This is a genomic window from Alicyclobacillus acidocaldarius subsp. acidocaldarius Tc-4-1, assembly GCF_000219875.1.
Classification (GTDB): Bacteria; Bacillota; Bacilli; order Alicyclobacillales; family Alicyclobacillaceae; genus Alicyclobacillus; species Alicyclobacillus acidocaldarius_A.
Genome location: NC_017167.1, coordinates 2713341 through 2733666 on the forward strand (window position 1 = coordinate 2713341; position 20326 = coordinate 2733666).

The following is a 20326-nucleotide window of genomic DNA, read 5'->3' on the forward strand; positions in this document are numbered from 1 at the left end:
CGTTCAGGCCTGCACCTTGGCCCACGTGTCGGCCCAGGACTGCCAGAACTGCCGCATCTCTTGGTATTCGTCTGCCACCCGCGCAGGCTGGAGAAACCAGCCAACGAGCATTTTATAGAAATAGCCGTAAGATGCATTGGCAGCCTTCCCCGCCTCGGTGGACACGTCGAGATTGCTGCGCAGGAACGTGATGATGTCCTGCACATATTGGATGTACGTGCGCGCTCCCATGATGTCCCCCTGCTTCACAAGCTCCATCACCTGATCCACGCACTCGACAGCGCGCTCGTGCAGTTTCACAATCTTCACTTTGAGCGGCATGGTCGCCACGGACATTTGATAGGCCCGGTGTGGGTTCATGGTCGTTCCCTCCTCGAGCAGTTCATCCAAGGAACGCGCTTGGCGCTCCGTCACATGCAGGCGCTCCTCGATGTGTCGCAGAATGTCTGATGACGGAAACCAGGCCCTGGCCTGTCGAACGACCGTGCTGGCGTGATCCACGTTTCGATGTGCCAGGGCTAGGTCAGCCTCCATCACTGCGCGGCGGACCGTGGGTTCGTACGCCAAGCCGCGCTCAAGCCATTTGAGGCTCGTGGCGATGTCGCGGCGGTGAAATGCGGCTGTGGCGAGAAAGTCACACTCCCAGCCCCGCTCCCCTCTCCATGCGACGTGATGGAGCATATCGCGGAGCGGCGAGGCGAGCACACGCGATAGCACTTCGTCGCGATCCGCCGCCTGGGGGAGAGACTGCAAAAGCAACCGATGAGCGCGGACAAGCAGAAGCTCATCAAGGAGCGGCCCGATGTGCAATGGGGTCCCGCCGGATAGCCACGGTTCAAGTTGTGCGAGTCGTTCAGGCTGATCTTGCAAAAGGGACCGCGCCAGATCCCCTTCCCTCCGGTTGATCGCCAACAGGGCCTGAAACCAGCGCTGCTCTAGCTTTGCAGCGGGCTCGTCCGGCAAGGAAGATGGTTCCAACTTCCCCAATGCCACACCAGATGCCCTGAGCTTTGCGAGAATCGGAGACGTCACTGGCGTGTGATCGATTTCGTTCAGCGCGGACCAGACCCAGTCCTGACGCCACATCGCGCCAGCGATGGCGAGGTACGCAAGGCAGACCGGGTCGTGCTCGGCGGCGCGCCAGAGTTGGGACCACACGGGCGCCTCCCCCAGCGGCAAGAGCGATGCCAGAAAGAAGAACACACCCTCCTGGCGGGGATTCGCGCGCAGGCTCTGCACAAAGTAGTCGCGCGCGCGTTCCACATCGCCTTCGAGCAGCCAAAGTTCCCCAAGCTTCGCGGCTGCGACGAACGAACCCGCGCCAGCGATGGTATCTACAATCTCGGACCGCACGGGGCCAATCTCGAGGCATCGCTCAAATAAACGGATGGCCTTGTGCCACCTGCCTTGCTTCATCTCATACACGCCATGGATAAAAGGCAGGTCAGGGATGGACGGAAAGAGTTGTTCGCCTTCCGACGCGAGACGCTCGAGGCGGTTCGAATCGCCGATATCGCCGTAGGCCGCAGCGAGCATGCGGTATAGCCGCAGGACGAGGTGCGGTTCCGTCACGAGGTGCGACGCCGCGATGGCATAAGCCCGTTCTCCCACCTCGATGACGCGCTCAGGCTGATTGATCCTGGCGTATTCAGCCATGAGGTTGGTGAGATGAAACAGGTTTTCGGGATCCTGATCCAGCACCTGCTTGAGTATGGAAAGGTTTCGATCCGGCTTTCCCTTCATGGCAACAAATTCTGCGAGATAGCCGAGATGGTGCAACTCCACATCGAGCACCTGGACGCGGCCGCCCCGCGCCGCAATTTGCGGCAATATCTGTTCGTGAATCGTCCCCTGATAGGTAAAGCCTCGCCGGAACACGCGCACAACTCGCACGCCGGGAGCGCGCACGAAGCGAGCGACGGAGCCGACATAATTGACGAGATCGACCGTATAAGCGTCCGCTTCGCCGGCTTCGATGGCGCGCCGCAGCCGCTTGCCATCCTCTTGGGGAAGAAATTCATCGGCGTCAATGACGAGCACATAGTCGCCCTGCGCGTGCTGGAGCGACCGGTTCCTGGCCTCTCCGAAGTCTCCTGTCCAGGGCGCTTGGTAAACACGTGCACCAAATGCTGCCGCGATGCGCGGCGTATCATCCGTGGAACCGGTGTCCACGACGATAATCTCGTCCGCCACGCCCTCAAGCGACTTCAGACATCGCTCGATGACATGCGCTTCATTTTTGACGATGAGACATGCGGAAAGCAACACGCGAATCCGCCTTTCGATTCGATGATGTCGCTGCGTGCGCCTGACTGGCCGCGTAGGCGCGGATGACCGGCCAAGCCGCCAAAACCCGGTCGCGATCCTTGGTCAAGGACCTGTGTTTTTCCTCCGCCGCGATGCGAATCGCTTCCGTCTGGGCCATGAGGCGGCACATCCACACCTCGGAGACGCCTCGATGCCCGTCCAAGCAAACGGCGAGCACCTCGGCCCGGTGCTGCATGATAGCCGCGGCCTCATGCAAACAATTTGACGCAAGAAGCGACAAGACCTCGTGGCCCAAGTTCCAGGCCTTTTCGATTTCGCGGCACCCCGCCTGCAGAGCGTCGTGGAGTGGCATGCGCTCACCTCGCTTAGCCATTGGACGAAGACGTCTTGAACATCGCGGACAATTGCTGCATCTGCGCCTGTGCCTGCTGCATGACCTCATTCAGCCTGTTCAATTGATCGGTGTACTGCTGCACCCGATATTGAATCTGCTGATCGACCAGGTTGAGATAATTCTGAAGCGACGTCTTTTCGTCACCAAGCGCGTTGATTTCCGCCTGAATGGGCGACTGCCCTGTGCCGTTCGGATTCCCCACGAGCATCGTGCTCAGGAAGTTATAAAGGTTCCCAAGCACGCCGGACGTTGGAACAGCCTGCGACGCTGTGGTGTTGACGACGCCGAACAGCTGCTCCACGTTCGAGAGGCTCGAGGTCAGTGCGTTCTGGAAGATGCTTTGCCCATCCGGCAGCGTTCCCGACGCAGAGCTGAACCCCGAAGCGGACTGGAATTCGAGGTGACCGGTCGATGGGTCGAGGACGATGCCAATCGACGCGAGCGAATTGTACGGCGATGTGGCGCCACTAACGACGCTTGAGACCGCCGCAGGAAGGGCCTGCAATAGCTCCTCCGCGAGCGGATCCCCGAAGAGGGGGCCGGCCTGCCCAGCGCTCGTACCTGTCCCCGGCGTATAGGCGGTGTCCTGCCGGATGGTGTCAATGAGCGTGTTGTATGCGCTCATCCACGTCTGAACCGCCTTCAGCGCCCCGCTCGTATCCTGTGACACGGTGACAGTCGCCGTGCCTTTTGAATTCACCTGGAGCGTCAGGCCGGGAATATAATTGGCAAACGTGTTAGTAGGAGATGAAAGCGTCTGACCGCCGACGGAGATCTGGGCATCTTGAGCCTGGGTATCGGTCTGGAACGTTAGCGCGTCTCCGGAGGAGCCAACATTCGTCTCCGTGACGTCAAACCCGTACGCGGCTCCCGTCTGTACTGATGAAAGGGCGAGGAAATACGACTGCCCTGTTGAGAGAACGGATGCGGCGACACCCGTTTGACTCGTGTATTGGTTGATGGCATTGGCAATGCTTTGTAACGATTCATTCTGGGCTATGCTGATGGAAACCGATTGCCCTTGATTCAGTGTATGCGGCGTGATGACAAGGGTTCCACTCGCCAACGTGGAAGCCCCGGTGGCACTTGTTTGAAGCGCGGAATTTTGAAACATCGTCTGCGCGTAAGCTAACTGACTGACACTTATTTGATAGGTGCCAATGTTCGCACCCGCGGAGGCCGTTACGGAAAGCACGCTCGAGTCGCTGCTCGACGCCTGTACCGTGCTCCAGCTCTGGAGGCTGGCAAGCGTTTCGGTCGCTTGTTGAAACGCCTGAAGCGCCGACTGAAGGGACGTCAGCGCGGACTGTTGGGACGAGAGCGAGGAGATTTGATTTTGAATGGGCTTTTCGAGTTCCTGTTGAAGAATCGTTTGCAGATCCTGAACGTACTGGCTAACAGGCAGGCCGGTGCCAGATGGGTTGGAGACCGTATTCAGTTGCTGCAGCAGGCTGGCGGCCGTCTGCAAATTGGTCGACATGCTTGTGGAGTTCACCGACACAGTGGGCTCCTCCTTTGAGAAAGCCCCAGCCAAGCCGGCCGGGGCTCAAAAATCGGGCGGGTTATTGCAACAGCTTCAGGATAGCATCAGGCTGCTGGTCTGCTTGCGCCAGCATCGCCAAGCCGACTTGCTGCAGAACCTGCTGCTGGCTGAATTCAGTATAGGCCTTCGCCATGTCTGTGTTGGTGATGGTCGACTCGGCATTCTGCAGGTTGTCGGCCGTGTTCTGCAGGTTCGAGACGGTGTAGTTCAGCTGATCTTCCACGGCGCCCACCTGGGCCTGGTACGCCGACAGGCTCGTGATGGCCGCCTGGACAACGGAAATTGCCTGCTGCGCGAGCGTCTGCGATGTGATGTGCAGATATCCTCCGGACAGAACAGCCGAACTGAAGAGCGCCCCGATGCTGACCGCGGCGATGGTCACGGTGAGCTGGGAGTTGGTCGTGCTGTCGGTGTTGATCTGGAATACGACACCACTGCTTGCAAACGAACCATCGAGCAGCGTCATGGTGTTGAACTTCGTCTGGCTCGCGATGTTGTTGATCTGGTTCTGCAGGGCGACGAATTCCTGATCCAGGTTGCTCAGGTCCGTCGAATTCTCCGTGCCGTTGGCCGCCTCGACGGCGAGCGTGTTCATGGTCTGCAGAATCGAGGTGACTTGGTTCATGGCGCCGGACGCGGTCTGCAACATGCTGATGCCGTTTTGCGCGTTTTGAATGGCCTGGTTGAGCGCGTTCACCTGAGCGGTCATCTGCTGTGCAATCGCGTATCCCGCCGGATCGTCAGCGGCGCTGTTGATTCGGTTGCCAGTCGACAGTTGCTGATATGATGTGTTGATTTCGTTGTTGACGTACTGCAGGTTCGAAAGAATGCTTGCGGCGGACGCATTGTTGTTTACACTGAAATTGAGGGACATCTCACGTTCCTCCTCCGTTTTTCAAATGTCGTGTCTTGGGCGCCTCGCGGCGCCTCTTTTTTGCGTGCACGGATGCCTCACGTCCCTTGCGCGGGGCACCCAGCAGCTCAACTCGGCAGATAGCTCACCAATGTGGGGAGCAGAATCTGAGCGCCCATCTGCAGCGCAGCCTCGTAGATCACCTGATCTGTGGAGAACTGCGTCATGACCTGGGCCATATCCGCCCCTTCAATCCCCCCTTTCAAGTTGCTGAGATTGGTCTGATATTGGGTCAACTGGTTTTGCGCAGCGGTCATGCGCTGAATGCGCGCCCCGAGCGCCGCGTTCAGGTTAATAACCTGATTCAAGTTGGCCTGGAGGTTCGTCAGGTCCTGCTTCAAGCCGGCCGTGTTCCCGCTTTGCAGGTCAGTTTGAATGTCGTTCAGCGTATCCTGCAAGTTTGGGCCACCGCCAGGCGACGTGAGGAAGATGTCGTAAGCAGTGACGGTTACACGAATGGAAACCTGATTCCCGATGATCTGGTTCACGTTTGGCGGACTCGCGTTGGCGTCGTCAAACGGATTGTAAGGCGTCGACTGCGGCCCGGCGCCCGGCGGAATCACCTGCGGGGTCCCGTTGGGGGACGTTTTGAGGTACGTGGTAGGTGCCACGTTGTCCGCTTGACCTCCGAACAAGTAGCGGCTGCCGACGGTCTGGTCGGCAATCTGGTACACACCCTGAATGAGCTGCGCGATGGTCTCGGCATAGCCCTGGAGTCCCGCGCTGCTCTGGTTGGATGTGTTCATCGCAGCCACCAAGTTGGATTGAATCTGCTGAAGTTGGGTCACCATCCCTTGCATCGCGGACTGCGTCGCGTTCATCCAGGAAAGGCCGGAAGAAATCGTCGACAGATTCGCAGAGATCTGCGAAATCTCGCTTGCCAAATCCATATCTTGCGATACAGCGACAGGATCGTCCTGCGGGAGGTTGAGGACTTTGCCGGTGGACAGCTGCTCCTGCACGTTCTGCATCGCAGTGTTGATGTTCTCAAGGTTGTACAGGAACTGCTGCTGCTCCATCGCCGTTGTAATCCGCACCTTCGTCACCTCCGCCGCTTACGGTTGAACCATGTTCAACAAGGCGTTCAACATCGTCTGAAACGTCGCGATATATTTGGCCGCAGCCGCGTACGCATTTTGAAACGCAATCATGTAGGATGCCTGCTCGTCAATCGAGACCCCCGAAATCGACTGCCGCAATTGGGAGCTCTGTTGAAGAAGCGCGTCTGCCGTCTTTTCTCCCGCCGCCACACCGGAAGCCGTCATGCCGACTTGAGACACCATGCTTGCGAGCAGTTGATCGAACGTCCCCGTCGCGGATTGCGAATTGCCGCTGCCGTCAATCCATGTAATGGACTGCGCCTGCGTCTGCAGGTTGATGACATTCACGGCGTACGTATTGTCTCCCGCGACATACGTGGAAGATCCGGGAGGACCGCCCGGCCCGAGCGCGAGCGTTGCGCTGGTCATCTTGACATCGACGCCAAACGGGCTCGTGTCAAAGAACGTCTGTCCGCCCAGCGCGGAGTTAATTTGCGTCGCAAGTTGGGACGTGAAAGCATTCAAATTGTTCAAGAGACCTGTGAGTTCCGTAAAACCCTGGGCGTTTCCCGCAATTTGTCCGCCGGAGACAACGGACGAAAGCGAGTACGTCTGTGTATTGGAGCCGGAACCCACACGCAGAACGAGGACGCCGTTGCTGCCTTCCGTCACCGACGCCTGAGTCAACGCGTTAAGCGGTATCACCGTGCCCGAAGAGCCGCCTGGCCCGATGGAGACGGATATGGTTCCATCTTGGTTTTGCGATAGCGTTAAGTTTGCCAACTTCGACATTTCGTCGATGATAGCAGCCTGCTGGTCGAGTAGCTCGTTTGGGTTTTCCACAGCGGACGATGACGCCCCACCCGCTCCCACGTTGCTCTGCGATATCGCTGCAATTTGTGCCTGCACCGCGGAAAGTTCTTGCGCATATTGTTCCAGCTGCTGAAATTGATCATTAATTTGGCTCAGAACATTCGATTGCAAAGTTTGGAGTTGCGACGTCACCGTGTTTGCGGTCTGCGCCAATACCTGCCCCTGGGTGATCACCGCCTGGCGCGCCGCCGTATTCGACGGATCCGTGGAGAGCGTCTGCCACGCGCCGAAGAACTGGTCGAGCGCGTTTTGAATCCCATTCGAGCTTGGTTCGCTTAGAATGCCTTGGACCTGCGTGAGGATAGAACTGTACGTTGAATACATCTGATAGGTACTCTGGTTCTGCCAGTCCTGGCGGTCATAGAACCAACTGTCCTGACGAGTGACGGACTGCACCGACACACCTTGACCGTATTGGCCTCCAATCATCGGGCCGTCGCCAGGCACCGGCGGATACGGATGGCCTTCGACCAAATTCACGCTTTCCTGCGCGTAACCCGGCGTGTTGGCGTTATCGATGTTGTTGCCAACCACACTTTCCGCCTCTTGCATCGCCTGAAGTCCCGACAACCCTATGTACAGAGGGGAGAATGTCGGCGTCCCCATCACACGTCACCTCATCCATCAAGCCCAACTCAAAAAGCCGTTACGTTGATAAATTCGTCCTAGAAACGCCTGCGAAAGACCCAGGCCCTGTTGAATCAGTTGCTGTTGCAACATGGCCCGCTCTGCAATTAGCCTTAACCGCTCCCCGTGTGCCTCAAGCGAGACACCATCCAATTTTTGCAAACATTCACACTGCGCCGACATGAGCGGCAACAACTCTGCGGTCTCGCCGCGGATCAGGCCGTCCAGCACCTGGTCCACAAGGCTTTCCAAGCGCGCCAACAGACTGTCCACGTCAGTCACGCTCATTGAACACGCCTCGCTCCACCATGACTTGTGCGATGCGTTCAAGATTCACCTCGTAGGTTCCATCGTGCACAGCTTGCTGCAGTTGCTGAAGCCGATCCGATTTCACCTGATCCACCGTCGAGCGGAAGGTCCCGTCGTTCGCTGGATTGGGTGAAACGGGAAATGAACTCGGCGGTATGGCCATCCGAAGCCCCCCTTGTCCCTTCACTTGTTACAACGTCCGGTTTTGTCGAATCGTTCGTCGCAGGAGAAAATTTTTTTGCAAACGCGATGAAGGGGCGGTGCGAGAGATTTTTCTCACACCGCCCCGCGCAGCATCAACAACCATTCAAGCCCAGATTTCCTTGTCAGCGGAAAGCCCCAACTTTACACGCAGCTCCTTCAGAATGGCCCGATATCGGTGGTACACCTGTGACTTGGTGAGTCCGAGCACCGTCGCGACATCTTGAAAGCTGAGTGACTGTTCAAAGACGAGTGACAACAAGATCTGGTCTTGTCGCGGCAGTTCGGCCATTTTCGACACAATCTCGCGCACGAGCTCGTCCTGCTCCCACTGCTCAATGGGATTGCCTGCTGGCACGCGCTCCAGCTCGTCAGCGCTTTTCGCCTTCTGGTAGGCCTCGATGGCCTGCGCCATGGGCACGGAACGAGGCATTTTCAGCAAAGATGAATTTCTCAGCAGCGTGAGCATGGCATACTTGATGATCTGCTTGGCATACTTCTCGTCCAGCGCCTGTTCACGACCGCGCTGCCAGAGCGCGCTCATCGCGACCGAAACCAAGTCTTGCTCATCGACCATCGCACTCCTGCGGTACCGGACGAGGCGTTGAGCAAGCCTGTAGATGTACGGTATGTACTGCTCGAATGCCGGCGAACTCCCCAAGAGCCCTCAACTCCTCGACGGCTCATCAAGATTTGCTGTAGTATCCCTTGCCGCGCCCCTGGTCGTTGGCCTCGAGTCCCCGGTCGTCTCGCGCCCGCATGTCCCGCTCCAACGCCCGCCCCATCTCCTTCGCGCAGTTCGCGCAGAGCCTGCCCGACTGCGTCGGCGTGCCACAGCGCTCGCACGGGTACACCATGTTCGGGTTGTTGCGCAACAAGAGCCGCCCGTCGCGGATGAATTGGACAATCTCGTCATACGACACGTCCGTCCCCTTCGCGACTTCGTAGATGTTGGCGAGAGGGTGTTGGCGCAGATACGCCCGGATGGTCGCGAGTTTCTCGTCCTCGTCTTTGACGCACGCCGGACAGATGTCGCGCCCCACGCGGTTGAAGAGCCTCCCGCATCGGCGGCAATTGGCAATGGCCACGGTCATCCCTCCACCGTCATGATTCGCGGTTCCTCGACAAAATCCTGCCACGCCCTCACTCCACCCGCGCCATCACGACGGCGTGCACCGCGCCCGCCCCCGCCCCGTACAACGCCTGGGCGCACGTCACGAGCGTCGCGCCGGTCGTCATCACGTCGTCCACAAGCAGCACGCGCCGCCCCCGAATGGCACTGAGGTCCGCGGCGACAAACTGGCCCGCGAGTTCGCGCAGGCGGCGGGATTTGTCTTTCGAGGTCTGCGAGCGGGTATGGCCAGATGTGCCGAGGCGCGCAAGCGCTCGCGCACACGGCAACCCTTCCGCGCGGGCGAAGGACGAGGCCACGAGCAGGACGTGATCGTACCCCCGCATGCGGAGCCTGTCCGGCGCGGTCGGCACGGGCACCACGACATCCGCCGGTGGATGGGCGCCACGCGTGGCGGCGAGCGCGGAGGTGAAGAAAGGGGCGATCTCGACGACGCGATCGTACTTGTACGCGCGGATAAGCGTGCGGACGAAGTGATCGTAGACGAGGGCGCTCGCGACCATCATCGGGCGCCCGGCGGCGCGAAGCCGGGTATGTTGCACCCGGATGGGCACGAGCGCGAGATTTTGCTGGCAGAAGGCGCAGAGCCGCCCCATCGCGCCACGCTTCCCGGGTCGGGACTCGGCGAACTCGGGCGGGATGAGTCGACTGCAAACGGGGCAAAGTTCATCATTCGAGGGAAAAATCCAGTTGAGCGTCTGCCGCACGAAGCGTTGCACGAGGAACGACGGCGTGTACGCGCGAGGCACGGGCGCGCCTCCCCTCCTATTAGGCCATCACGGACGCGCGTCGAGCCTGGAGAGCGTGAACCAGAAGTCGCTGCCCTTGCCCTCCTCGCTCTCGACGCCCACCTCGCCGCCGAGCGCGGTGACGATGTGCTTGACGATGGCGAGCCCGAGTCCCGTCCCGCCGGAGGCCCGACTGCGGTCCTTGTGCACGCGGTAAAACCGCTCGAACACCCGCGGCAAGGACTCCTTGGGAATCCCGATGCCGTTGTCCTTCACGTGCACCTTCACGCGATCCACCAGGACGTCCCAGGTCACGCAGACGCGGCTCTTGGGCGGCGAGTAGTGGATGGCATTCGTCAGCAGGTTGAGAAACACCTGCAGCAGGAGATCCGGCTCGGCCCAGACGTGCAAGCGCTGCTCGCGCGGCAACTCGATGGTGATTTCCTTTTCGTCCGCGACAGGCCTCACGCGATCCACGGCGCGCACGAGCACCTCGTACAGGTCCACGGCGACGGGATCGACGTGACTGTCGCTCGCCTCCAGCTTCGAGAGCTCGAGCAGGTCCGAGACGAGGTTGCCCATGCGGAGCGACTCCTCATAGATGGTGCGCAGAAACTTTTCGCGCGCCTCCTCGTCCACTTCGCCGTCGAGCAGCGTCTCGGCGAAGCCGCGAATCGCGGCGATGGGCGTCTTCAGCTCGTGCGAGACGTTGGCGACGAAGTCGCTCCGCATGCGCTCGAGGCGGCGCCACTCGGAGACATCGTTCACGAGCATAAGCACGTCGTGCCGACCGTCGGCCTTGCTGCGCATGCGGGGCGCCGCAGAGATGGGCACGAGGCGCACGGCGACGGTGACGCCCTCGCGGACCTGGAACTCCCCGGACCAGGGCGTACCGAAGAGAAGGGCGTGATCAATCGCCGAGCCGAGCTGGTAGTTGCGGAAGACGGTCCAATGGTCCCGGTCCTTCCACTGCTCCGCAGGCCGGCGGAACAGACGTTCGGCGGCGTGGTTGACCATCTGCACCTGGCCGTCGCTTCTCAGGTAGATGACGCCAGTGGTCATGTTCTGCAGGATATGCCGAAGAATATCCCGCTCCTGCGACAGATCCGCGAGCGTCTCCTGGATGCGCTCGGCCATGCGGTTGAAGTGGCGGAAGATGGCGATCTCGGCGGGGCGGCTCCGATACTCGTACATGCGCACGTCGTAGCGGCCCTGAACAATGGCGTCCATGGCGTCGAGCAGGTAGCGCCGGAGGCTGCGAAACCAGCTCATCTGCCAGATTGCGAACAGCCCGCCGATGGCGAGGCCGACGCCGAGCCCGATGGCAAACGCGATCATGACCCGGACGTGCCTTCCGTGAACTTGTATCCAATGCCCCGCACGGTGCGAATGTACTTGGGATTCTTGGAATCCTCCTCAATCTTTTCGCGAAGATGCGAGACATGGACGTCGACGATACGGGTGTCCGTGGCCGCGCTGTAGCCCCAGACCCGGTCCAGAAGCTGATCTCTCGACAGCACGTGCTCCGGATTCTCCATGAAATATTGCAGAAGTTCGAATTCCTTGGGCGTAAATTCCACGAGTTGCCCCCGTACCCGGACCTCGTGGCGCGCCACGTCCATCACGATGTTGCCCGCGCGCAGCACCTTTCCGCTCGATGCGGGCTGGGTATCCTCTTCTCGGCTCTCGGTGCGGCGCAGCACCGCCCTGGCTCGCGCGACGAGCTCCCGCGGGCTGAACGGCTTGGTGACGTAGTCGTCCGCGCCGAGCTCGAGGCCGAGCACGAGATCCACCTCCTCGTCCCGCGCGGTCAGGAGGATGATGGGGATCTTGACGCCCTCCTGGCGCAGGCGCCGGCACACTTCGAGGCCGTCCATCCCCGGCAGCATCAGGTCGAGCACGACGAGATCATACTTCGACGCACCCTGCTTCAGCTTCTCGTACGCGACGCGGCCGTCGTCCACCGTTTCCACGTCAAACCCCGAGCGACTGAAGTTGTATTCCACCAAGGTGCGAATGGACGCCTCGTCGTCCACCACCAACACGGTAGGCACACGTTTTCCCTCCGCTCACTGGTACTGGTCTTATTGTAGCAAGAAGCGACAGACCGAGGCCACGATCAGGATGGAGAATTCCTTTGAATCTTGTCAAATCCATGCCAATATGTGAAACTTAATGTCGGAAGCTAGAGGAAGTGGGTGTGGACGTGTCGATAGGAGAAGCCATCCGAACCCTCCGCACAGCGCGCGGACTGAGCCAGGCGGATCTGGCGGATGATCTCGCCAGCCCAGACCTGATCGACGAACTCGAATCGGGCCGAGCCCTTGCACCGTACTCGCTCCTCATCCGAGTGGCGGATCGCCTCGGCGAGCCCATCGACAAGCTGGTGGCCGGCGCGGATCCGCACGCCCTGCTCCAGGCGGCCATCCGCGTCGCCCAGTACGACGTGGCCGCGGGACACCCGCATCGCGCGCGCGACATCCTCACGCATTTGCCGGAGGCGTCGTTCCACACGCGCAGCCTGAGTGAATACCGGCTCACGCTCGCGCGCGCCCTGCGAGGCCTCGGCGAAGAGGAAGAGGCGGTGGCGCTGCTCATCCCGCTCGCCGAGGCGGCGCAAGGCGCGAACGATCCGCGCATCGCGTTTTACGCCTTGCGGGAACTCGGCTTTGCGGAGTGCGATCGCGGCAACGTCCCCGGCGCCGTGCGCCTGTGGAAGGACGCCCTCGCGCGCGTCGACGCCCTTGCGGCCACGCACGCCATTCCGTGGCACGAGCTCCACGCACTGGCGCTGGAACTGTACCTCCACCTCGACGATCTCGACCCCCACGACGAGGGCTTCGACATCCCGTGGCGGCGCACGAGCTTCGACCCGCAGCCGCGCCTGCGGGCCGAATTTGCGCCTGCGGACGCCGCTCTGCCGGTGTCCAAGCCCCCATCGGCGCCTACGGATAGGCCCTACCTCGCCGCGGCGGAGCGGATGGCAGCCTCGGCGCCGGCGCTTTTCGTCGTGTCCGAGCAGCTCATCGCGGACGCGCTGTGTCACCTCGCCGTCGATCCCGCGCAGGCGAAGGCGCTCGCGGAGCAGGCATCGACCCTGCTGTTTGTCGGGCGGCTCGCCGAGGCCCAAGCGTCGCTGCACGCGCGCCTGTTTGCGAGGGACCGTGCCGCGGTGAGCTTGTCCACCCGGCTCCGGCACGCGTACCTCATGACCGCCGTCTCGCCCGGGCGCGATCTCGCCGCGTTCGCTGACGAGATCGCCCGCCTGTTGGACGAGGGCGAGATCGACCGCGCGGCGACGTTGCTCGAGAGCGCGAAGGCCATTGCGGCCGAACTGCCAGACCTTGAGGACCTCACCGCGAAGCGGGCGCGGCTCAAGCTCAACCTCCTCGACATGGAGGCCGCCTACGCCAAGCGGCCGCGCGAGCGGGCGTCGCTGCGCAAACGGCTCATCGCCTACGAGCAGTCGTTCCCCGACTGGGGCGATGCAGCCCTCCACCGCCGGGCCTGCCAGCTGCTCATCCGCTGGCTCGCGGAGGCGCGCGAGTTCGAACTCGCGCTTCGCTATGTGCAGAAGCTCGACGTGTTGAGCCGCGAGCCGCGCCCGCCGGTGCCGTTTGTCTTCTGACTCAAAGCGCGGCGCAGGTGCGAATGACGCCGCCCACCACGTGGATCACGTGGACGCGCACGTCCGGCGCGGAACCCAGGCGGATGGCGGCCACCTCTCGGTCCGCCTCCGCCCAGTTCGCCACCGCGAGATACACCACCTCGTAGGCCATCTTCGGCGCCAACCGCTCGACGATGGCCCGCGCCTCATCCGCAGGCGCCACGTCGATCACGACCACGCACGATATTGGGCGCCGCCACCGCGCACACGCCCTCCGCAACACGCCCTCCACGGCGCCGCCGCAGCCCTCGGCCACTAGGACAAGCCACTCGCTCTCCTGCGCCCCAGCCGTCGCCCCGCCCGCCCAGTGTCCCGCCAGCGCGCATGCCAAATACACGGCCACCGCCGCGGCAAACGCTATCGCCACCCACATGCGGGCTCACCCCCTTGCCCCAGCGTATGCACCGGAGCGAGAGGGGGCCCTTGCGGCCTTCCACTTTCAAAGCTGATCCGGCAGGATCCACCGCTCCCTATACGCGTGCAGCACCGCCTGACTCCTGTCCGACACGTGGAGCTTCGCCAGAATGTGCGACACGTGATTTTTCGCCGTCTTGAGCGTGATGTGAAGCGACTCCGCAATCTGTTCGTTCGACTTGCCCGCGGCCATCTGGCACAGCACGTCAAACTCGCGCGCCGTCAGAAGGTCCTTCCATCCGTCGTTCGGCTTGGCGTACCGTTCGATCTCGCCGAGCACCGCGCGCATCACCTGCGGGTGCACCATGGCGCGGCCCTCGTGCGCCTCGCGGATGGCGCGCAGCAGGTCCTCCATCGGCGCGTCCTTCACGATGTAGCCGCTCACCCCTGCACGCACCGCCTCGAGCACCACGGGCGACTGCTCGTGCATGGTCAACACCACAATTTTTGGGCGCCAGGCGAGCAGAGGCGCGGCCTTGAGCACGCAGAGGCCGTCGACCTCAGGCATCGTGATGTCAAGCAGCAGCACATCCGGGCGTACATGCTCGACGTCGCGCAACACCTCGTGGCCGTTCGCCCAAACGGCCACCACCTCCATATCCGGTTCGTACGCCAACAAGTCCGCCAAGGTCAGGCGGTATTCCGCATTGTCGTCCGCAATGGCAACGCGGATGGGCAGTTCGTTGGTCATTCCATCCCCCTTGCTTGCAATGAGCCCCGAATGTCCAATCTCTCCTTCAGCTCGATGATACCAGATTCCCGCCCAGGCGCGCGCGACGGCAAAAAAATGCCCTCCGGCATACGGCCGGAAGGCACACATCATGGGGTGTAAGGGTGATGTCACATACATTCGATGCCAAAAGCGGTGTTTGTGAGGGTCCACTGGCGCCGCGACAAACTTTTGTCAGCGTCGGCAACGCGCCCGGCTCGCCGCTCAGCTCAGCGCGAGGCGGCGGATCTCCTCCACCTTGTCCGTGCGCTCCCACGGGAGATCGATGTCCGTGCGGCCGAAATGGCCATACGCCGCCGTCTGGCGGTAGATAGGCCGGCGCAGGTCGAGATCGCGAATGATGGCGGCCGGGCGAAGGTCAAACACCTCGCGGACAATCTCGACGATTTTCTCGTCGCTCACCTGCCCGGTTCCGTAGGTGTCCACCGAGATGGACACGGGCCGCGCGACGCCGATGGCGTACGCGAGCTGGATCTCGCACTTCCTTGCGAGCCCGGCCGCGACGATGTTCTTCGCGACGTAACGAGCCGCATATGCGGCGCTGCGGTCGACCTTCGTCGGATCCTTGCCCGAGAAAGCGCCGCCGCCGTGGCGCGCGTACCCGCCGTACGTGTCGACGATGATCTTGCGGCCCGTGAGCCCAGCGTCGCCCTGCGGCCCGCCAATCACAAACCGGCCCGTCGGGTTGATGAGGTACTTCGTGTTCTCGTCCAGCCACTCCGGCGGGACAATCGGGCGAATGACGCGCTCAATCATGTCGCGTTCGACGGTCTGAAGCGTGGTCTGCTCGTCGTGCTGCGTGGAGATGACAATCGTGTCCACCCGCACGGGCCGATCGCCCTCGTACTCGATGGTCACCTGCGTCTTGCCGTCGGGCCGCAGGTAGGTGAGCTCGCCGCTCTTCCGCACTTCCGCGAGGCGGCGCGCCAGCCGGTGCGCGAGCGAGATGGGCAGCGGCATGAGTTCGGGCGTCTCATCGCACGCGAAGCCGAACATGAGCCCCTGATCGCCCGCGCCAATCTCGTCGATCTGCGCGTCCGTCATGTGCCGAACCTCGAGGGCGCGGTCCACGCCTTGGGCGATGTCCGGCGACTGCTCGTCGATGGACGTGATGACGGCGCACGTCTCGGCGTCGAACCCGAATTTCGCGCGGGTGTAGCCAATCTCCGAGATGGTGCGGCGCACCACCTTCGGGATGTCCACGTAGCAGTTGGTGGTGATCTCGCCGATGACGAGCACAAGCCCCGTCGTCACGGACGTCTCGCACGCGACGCGCGCGAGCGGATCATATGTCAAAATCTCGTCCAACACCGCGTCGGAGATCTGATCGCAAATCTTGTCCGGATGGCCTTCCGTCACGGATTCCGAGGTAAACAGGCGTCGCTGTGCCAATCTGGAGCCTCCTTTGGCGCACAGAGGATTTGGCAAGCCAGGGGATCCCGCTTGTCCATCGCAAAACAAACCCTATCGTAGTCGATGGCCTCTGGGCAGTCAAGGATTTTTCCTTGACAATGTTGAGGAAGGCTGCGATCACGGCGCCTCGCGCTTCGCCGGCGACGAGATGACCTTCAAGGCGAACCTCGGCAGCGCGAGCTGTCGCCGAAACCGCCTGGGCTCCGTGATGAGCCGGTACAGCCACTCCAGGTTCATGCGGCGAAACGCCTCTGGGGCCCGGCGCACGGTGCCGCCCCAGACGTCGATGGAACCGCCCACGCCCATTCCCACGAGCGGCGGTAGCTTCCCCATCACGTCTCGCAGGAACAGCTCCTGACGCGGTTGCCCCATTCCAACGAGCAAAAGATGCGGGCGAAACGCTCGGATCTCTTCGAGAATCCGCCCAAGATCCGGATGTTGAAAATACCCGTGATGTCCCGCAAACGCGTGCGCGGGGTACATAGCCCTGAGTTTCCCCAGGCACGCAGCGAGCGACGATTCGGTGGCCCCGAGCAGGTACACCCTGAGCGGCCGATTTCGCCGCATGGCCTCGGACAGCACCTGAGGCACGAGTTCCACGCCTGTCACGCGCTCGGGCACTGGGCGCCCCTGCCTGCGAGCCGCCCAGACGACGCCGATGCCGTCTGCGGTGACGAGATCAGCCGAATTGACGAGGCGCAGGAGCGCCTCCTGGCGCTGGCACTGCATGACAAATTCCGGCCCCGCCGTCACCACCAGGTGATGGCCGCCGTCCTCCGTCCAGAAGAGGATCTTCTCCACCGCCTCCGCCATGGTGACGCGGTGGAACCTGACGCCGAGCACGTCCACGACGTCCTTGGCAAATCCCTGCACAGCCACTGGCCTATGCCTCCATCATTCGTTGACGTGTGCCGCCCCGCTCGCCCGGCCGCACCCTCACGCCAGCAACCGGCGCACGGCAAGCTCCAGCGCGATGGCCACCAGGCTGATGGCCGTGCACGCAAGCATGACGCTGGCGATGACGAGGTGAACTACGCGCACCAACCGCGCCTTCACCGTTCCGCCTCCCCGCCCCATCCAGTTGGCCACCATCATGGCCAGTTTCGGGCGAGCCTAAACCTCCTCGGCGCCCTGAGGCGCAAGCCGCCGCCGATTCGCCGCGATCACGGCCGCGTTCAGGAGCAGAAGCACCATGGTCACGTAGAACACCGAGCGGATCCCGTACGTCGCGGCGACCTGCCCACCGATGAGCGGCCCGACGAGGTTGCCGAAGAAGGTCGCGCTCGAGTTCAGGCCATACGCGGTCGCCTGCTTGTCTTCCGGCGCGAGCTTGCGCACGAGCGCCTGCAGCGACGGCAGCATGCCGCCGACAAAAAGCCCCAGACAAAACCGACCCAAAAGCAAAAGCCAAAGCGCGTGCGCGAGAGCCTGCGGCACAAACGCGCAGGCGGCGCCGAAGAGCGCGAGCAGCAGAACCCGCTCTTGTCCGACGCGATCGCCCACCCGTCCCAAAGTCGGCGTGCCGATGAGATTCGCAATGCCGCTCGTCGCCACGACAAGCCCTGCGGCAAGGGTGAGGTGCGCGCCGTGGTAGATGCTGCGAGTGAAGATGGTCACAATGGGCTCGATGCTCATCATGGCGAGCTGAGTCATGAACGAGCCAAGAAATACCGGCCAGAGCCCCACGAGGCTTTCCCAGGATCCCCGGGCCTTCGCCCGCGCTCGCCGCGCCCCTTTCGGCTCGTGCACGAACAGGAGCACAATGAGGCTCGCCAGAACGAGCATCGCGCCCGTGAAAAAGAAGCAGCCGCGAAAACCCAGCCATTCGGCCAAGAGTCCCCCCACGAGCGGCCCGATGAGCGATCCGGCGATGTTGCCGGTCTGAAGCGTGCCGAGCGCGCGCCCGGCGTTCTCCGCCGGTGTCACCGAGGCCTGAAGCGAGATGGCCATGGCGATGAACCCGGAGAACACGCCGTTCACGAGCCGGAGAACTAAAAGCTGCCACGGGGCCCCGACGAGCCCCATGAGCGCCGTCATCACGCCCATGCCGAAGCCGGCGCGCAACAGCATCGGCTTGCGCCCATACCGGTCCGCGAGCGAGCCCCAGATGGGCTGAAACATGAACGAGGTGACGAACTGCGCGGAAAAAACCCAGCTCGCCCAGTGATCGATGCTCCGCTCTGTGTGAAGCCCAAGCTCGGCCAGGTAGAGCGGAATGAACGGGATGATCTGGCTCATGCCGGCCGCGGCGCAGAAGTTCGCGCACCACAGGATGACAAGCGTCCGCCGCCAAGCTGTCATTCCATGCGCGCCCTCGCCGTGAGCGCCTGGACCAGCTTGTCCAACAGCTCGTCCCGCTCTGCCTCGCTCCTTCCGCGCACGCCGAAGTACATCTTCATCTTCGGCTCCGTGCCCGACGGGCGAATGGCCGCCCAGTGACCGCCTTCATAGATAAATTTCTGCACGTCCGATACCGGCAGCGTCAAGGGCTCCACGCGATCCGTCCCCGGGAAGCGCCGCTCCCTCGCGAGATAGTCCTCCACGGCGACGAGCGCGAGCCCCGGCACTTCGAGCGGGCGCTCCCGCAGATCCTGGAGCGCGCGCTTCATGCGCTCCACGCCGTCGTGGCCCTCGAGCTCCACGTTGACGAGCTTGTCCCCGTACCAGCCGTATTGCTCATACAAGGAGCGCAACACATCCACGAGCGTCCGGCCGTGCGCCAGGTGCCAGGCCGCCATCTCGGCGATGACGAGCGCGCCCTGCACACCGTCCTTGTCGCGGACGATGGGCGACACGAGGTACCCGTAGCTTTCCTCATAGCCCGCAAGCAAGCGGTACGATCCGTCCGCCTCGTGGCGCGTGACGCGATCGCCAATGTACTTGAAGCCCGTGAGCGTCTCTTCCACATGAACGCCGTACGATTCCGCGATGTGCTTGCCCATGTCGGACGTGACAATGGTCTTGAACACGATGGGCGGAAGTTGAGCCCCGCCCGTGTCGCGATGACGCTCGCACAGGTAGTGGACGATGAGCGCGCCCACCTGGTTGCCGGTCAAAAGCTGCATGCGCCCGGACGCGTCGCGCACGGCGATCCCGACGCGATCGCAATCGGGGTCATTGCCCATGACGAGATGCGCGCCGACCTCCTCCGCGAGCTTCACGCCGAGCGAGAGCGCCTCCTGTTCCTCCGGATTCGGGCTCTTCACCGTCGAGAAGTCGCCGTCCGGCTGGACCTGCGCCTCGACGAGGTGGACGTCCGTGTAGCCCGCCGCAGAAAGCGCCTCTCGCACCGGGATGTTGCCCGTGCCGTGAAGCGGCGTGTAGACGATGGACAGGCGGGATCGCTCGTCGCCAAGGCGCGGATCTCGGACTTCGCGCACCACCGCCTCGACGTACTTTGCGCGAAGCGACGCTGGAATGAGGGCGAAAAGTCCGCGCGCCTCCGCCTCGTCCCGAGCGAGGTGCGGAACCGCGAATAGATCCTGAATCGTCTCCATACGCGCCTTGATGTCCCGGGCGTCGTCCTCGAGGATCTGCCCTCCGTGCTCGTTGTACACCTTGTAGCCGTTGTACTTGGGCGGGTTGTGGCTGGCGGTGATCATGACGCCCGCCGCGCAGCCGAGTTCGCGAACGGCAAACGAAAGCTCCGGGGTCGGGCAGACGACTGGCATCAGGTGCGCCCGTATGCCGTACGCCGCGAGCGTCAGGGCCACCGCCTCGGCGAACGTGGCGGAGTTGTGCCGCACGTCGTACCCAATGGCCACGCCTCGCGTAGCCGCGTCCTCGCCAAAGCGCTCCTTCAAGTGAAGCGCCAGGCCCGCCGTGGCGCGCCGCACTGTGTACACGTTCATCCGGTTTAGCCCCGCGCCCATGATGCCGCGAAGCCCACCCGTGCCAAAATCGAGGTCCGTTCCGAAGCGTTCCTCGATCTCGGCATCGTTGCCGCGAATGCGCTCGAGTTCCGCGCGGAGATCCTCAGGCAGATGCGGTTGTTGCAACCACTGTTCATACGCCTGCTGCGCCTTTGTCACCGTTTCCATCCCTCCCAAATTCCGCGCTCCTACGCGCGGCGAA

Annotated in this window: 20 protein-coding genes; 1 reads left to right on the top strand and 19 read right to left on the bottom strand. The window is 62.4% G+C overall.

What is annotated here, in order from left to right; all coding sequences use genetic code 11:
- Positions 1 to 3: 3 nt before the first annotated feature.
- The 13 genes from TC41_RS13155 to TC41_RS13215 form a co-directional block, all read right to left on the bottom strand.
- Positions 4 to 2268 (bottom strand): glycosyltransferase, encoded by a 2265-nt coding sequence (locus tag TC41_RS13155; protein ID WP_041695469.1) that lies wholly within the window; start codon positions 2266 to 2268, stop codon positions 4 to 6.
- Entirely contained in the window at positions 2234 to 2641 is a 408-nt protein-coding gene (locus tag TC41_RS13160; protein WP_237699956.1) for a hypothetical protein, read from the bottom strand. The genes TC41_RS13155 and TC41_RS13160 overlap by 35 nt, the downstream gene beginning before the upstream one ends.
- The gene (gene fliD / locus TC41_RS13165) at positions 2634 to 4163 is read right to left on the bottom strand and encodes a flagellar filament capping protein FliD (RefSeq protein ID WP_014465570.1); all 1530 of its coding nucleotides are present in this window, start codon (positions 4161 to 4163) and stop codon (positions 2634 to 2636) included. Before fliD ends, TC41_RS13160 begins: the two co-directional genes overlap by 8 nt.
- Positions 4164 to 4224: 61 nt before the next feature.
- Complete coding sequence (locus TC41_RS13170) at positions 4225 to 5079, bottom strand: flagellin N-terminal helical domain-containing protein (protein ID WP_008339169.1); 855 nt, start codon at positions 5077 to 5079, stop codon at positions 4225 to 4227.
- A gap of 107 nt (positions 5080 to 5186) precedes the next feature.
- Positions 5187 to 6155 carry a flagellin N-terminal helical domain-containing protein gene (locus TC41_RS13175; protein WP_041695470.1) on the bottom strand — a complete coding sequence of 323 codons (969 nt, stop codon included), beginning with the start codon at positions 6153 to 6155 and terminating at the stop codon, positions 5187 to 5189.
- An 18-nt stretch (positions 6156 to 6173) separates the two neighbouring features.
- A complete protein-coding gene (flgK, locus tag TC41_RS13180) occupies positions 6174 to 7637 on the bottom strand; it encodes a flagellar hook-associated protein FlgK (RefSeq protein WP_041695471.1) in 1464 nt (487 codons plus the stop codon).
- Positions 7638 to 7655: 18 nt separating this feature from the next.
- On the bottom strand, positions 7656 to 7946 hold the full coding sequence (locus tag TC41_RS13185) for a hypothetical protein (protein ID WP_041695472.1): 291 nt from the start codon (positions 7944 to 7946) through the stop codon (positions 7656 to 7658).
- Positions 7933 to 8130 carry a flagellar biosynthesis anti-sigma factor FlgM gene (locus TC41_RS13190; RefSeq protein ID WP_041695473.1) on the bottom strand — a complete coding sequence of 66 codons (198 nt, stop codon included), beginning with the start codon at positions 8128 to 8130 and terminating at the stop codon, positions 7933 to 7935. Before TC41_RS13190 ends, TC41_RS13185 begins: the two co-directional genes overlap by 14 nt.
- A 144-nt stretch (positions 8131 to 8274) precedes the next feature.
- Positions 8275 to 8829 carry a sigma-70 family RNA polymerase sigma factor gene (locus TC41_RS13195; protein WP_041695474.1) on the bottom strand — a complete coding sequence of 185 codons (555 nt, stop codon included), beginning with the start codon at positions 8827 to 8829 and terminating at the stop codon, positions 8275 to 8277.
- A 25-nt stretch (positions 8830 to 8854) separates the two neighbouring features.
- Complete coding sequence (locus TC41_RS13200) at positions 8855 to 9262, bottom strand: TIGR03826 family flagellar region protein (RefSeq protein WP_014465576.1); 408 nt, start codon at positions 9260 to 9262, stop codon at positions 8855 to 8857.
- A 49-nt stretch (positions 9263 to 9311) separates the two neighbouring features.
- Positions 9312 to 10049, bottom strand: coding sequence for a ComF family protein (locus tag TC41_RS13205; protein WP_014465577.1), 738 nt, complete (start codon positions 10047 to 10049; stop codon positions 9312 to 9314).
- Positions 10050 to 10076: 27 nt separating this feature from the next.
- Positions 10077 to 11366: a two-component system histidine kinase PnpS gene (pnpS, locus tag TC41_RS13210; RefSeq protein ID WP_014465578.1), complete on the bottom strand. Its 1290-nt coding sequence runs from the start codon at positions 11364 to 11366 to the stop codon at positions 10077 to 10079.
- Entirely contained in the window at positions 11363 to 12082 is a 720-nt protein-coding gene (locus TC41_RS13215) for a response regulator transcription factor (protein WP_041695476.1), read from the bottom strand. Before TC41_RS13215 ends, pnpS begins: the two co-directional genes overlap by 4 nt.
- Positions 12083 to 12228: 146 nt before the next feature.
- On the opposite strand from TC41_RS13215, the gene TC41_RS13220 reads away from it, so the two are divergent.
- Positions 12229 to 13656, top strand: coding sequence for a helix-turn-helix domain-containing protein (locus TC41_RS13220; protein WP_148260219.1), 1428 nt, complete (start codon positions 12229 to 12231; stop codon positions 13654 to 13656).
- A gap of 1 nt (position 13657) precedes the next feature.
- Here the strand turns inward: TC41_RS13220 and TC41_RS13225 are convergent, their stop codons facing one another.
- The 6 genes from TC41_RS13225 to TC41_RS13250 all read right to left on the bottom strand — a co-directional run bounded on the left by TC41_RS13225 (position 13658) and on the right by TC41_RS13250 (position 20292).
- Complete coding sequence (locus TC41_RS13225) at positions 13658 to 14068, bottom strand: hypothetical protein (RefSeq protein ID WP_014465581.1); 411 nt, start codon at positions 14066 to 14068, stop codon at positions 13658 to 13660.
- A gap of 66 nt (positions 14069 to 14134) precedes the next feature.
- On the bottom strand, positions 14135 to 14800 hold the full coding sequence (locus tag TC41_RS13230; RefSeq protein WP_041695932.1) for a response regulator: 666 nt from the start codon (positions 14798 to 14800) through the stop codon (positions 14135 to 14137).
- A gap of 243 nt (positions 14801 to 15043) precedes the next feature.
- Positions 15044 to 16231: a methionine adenosyltransferase gene (gene metK, locus TC41_RS13235; RefSeq protein ID WP_041695477.1), complete on the bottom strand. Its 1188-nt coding sequence runs from the start codon at positions 16229 to 16231 to the stop codon at positions 15044 to 15046.
- A 138-nt stretch (positions 16232 to 16369) separates the two neighbouring features.
- A complete protein-coding gene (locus TC41_RS13240) occupies positions 16370 to 17131 on the bottom strand; it encodes a WecB/TagA/CpsF family glycosyltransferase (RefSeq protein ID WP_041695478.1) in 762 nt (253 codons plus the stop codon).
- Between the two features lie 234 nt (positions 17132 to 17365).
- Positions 17366 to 18553, bottom strand: a complete 1188-nt coding sequence (locus TC41_RS13245; RefSeq protein ID WP_014465587.1) for an MFS transporter — start codon at positions 18551 to 18553, stop codon at positions 17366 to 17368.
- Positions 18550 to 20292, bottom strand: coding sequence for a phospho-sugar mutase (locus tag TC41_RS13250; protein ID WP_014465588.1), 1743 nt, complete (start codon positions 20290 to 20292; stop codon positions 18550 to 18552). The genes TC41_RS13245 and TC41_RS13250 overlap by 4 nt, the downstream gene beginning before the upstream one ends.
- Between the last annotated feature and the right edge of the window lie 34 nt (positions 20293 to 20326).

What these genes read in the sequence shown, in the direction of transcription:
- TC41_RS13160 (WP_237699956.1), bottom strand. Translation starts at nt 2,641, where the DNA reads ATGGCTAAGCGAGGTGAGCGCATGCCACTCCACGACGCTCTGCAGGCG.
- TC41_RS13170 (WP_008339169.1), bottom strand. Translation starts at nt 5,079, where the DNA reads ATGTCCCTCAATTTCAGTGTAAACAACAATGCGTCCGCCGCAAGCATT.
- flgK (WP_041695471.1), bottom strand. Translation starts at nt 7,637, where the DNA reads ATGGGGACGCCGACATTCTCCCCTCTGTACATAGGGTTGTCGGGACTT.
- TC41_RS13185 (WP_041695472.1), bottom strand. Translation starts at nt 7,946, where the DNA reads ATGAGCGTGACTGACGTGGACAGTCTGTTGGCGCGCTTGGAAAGCCTT.
- TC41_RS13190 (WP_041695473.1), bottom strand. Translation starts at nt 8,130, where the DNA reads ATGGCCATACCGCCGAGTTCATTTCCCGTTTCACCCAATCCAGCGAAC.
- TC41_RS13200 (WP_014465576.1), bottom strand. Translation starts at nt 9,262, where the DNA reads ATGACCGTGGCCATTGCCAATTGCCGCCGATGCGGGAGGCTCTTCAAC.
- pnpS (WP_014465578.1), bottom strand. Translation starts at nt 11,366, where the DNA reads ATGATCGCGTTTGCCATCGGGCTCGGCGTCGGCCTCGCCATCGGCGGG.
- TC41_RS13225 (WP_014465581.1), bottom strand. Translation starts at nt 14,068, where the DNA reads ATGTGGGTGGCGATAGCGTTTGCCGCGGCGGTGGCCGTGTATTTGGCA.
- TC41_RS13230 (WP_041695932.1), bottom strand. Translation starts at nt 14,800, where the DNA reads ATGACCAACGAACTGCCCATCCGCGTTGCCATTGCGGACGACAATGCG.
- TC41_RS13245 (WP_014465587.1), bottom strand. Translation starts at nt 18,553, where the DNA reads ATGACAGCTTGGCGGCGGACGCTTGTCATCCTGTGGTGCGCGAACTTC.
- TC41_RS13250 (WP_014465588.1), bottom strand. Translation starts at nt 20,292, where the DNA reads ATGGAAACGGTGACAAAGGCGCAGCAGGCGTATGAACAGTGGTTGCAA.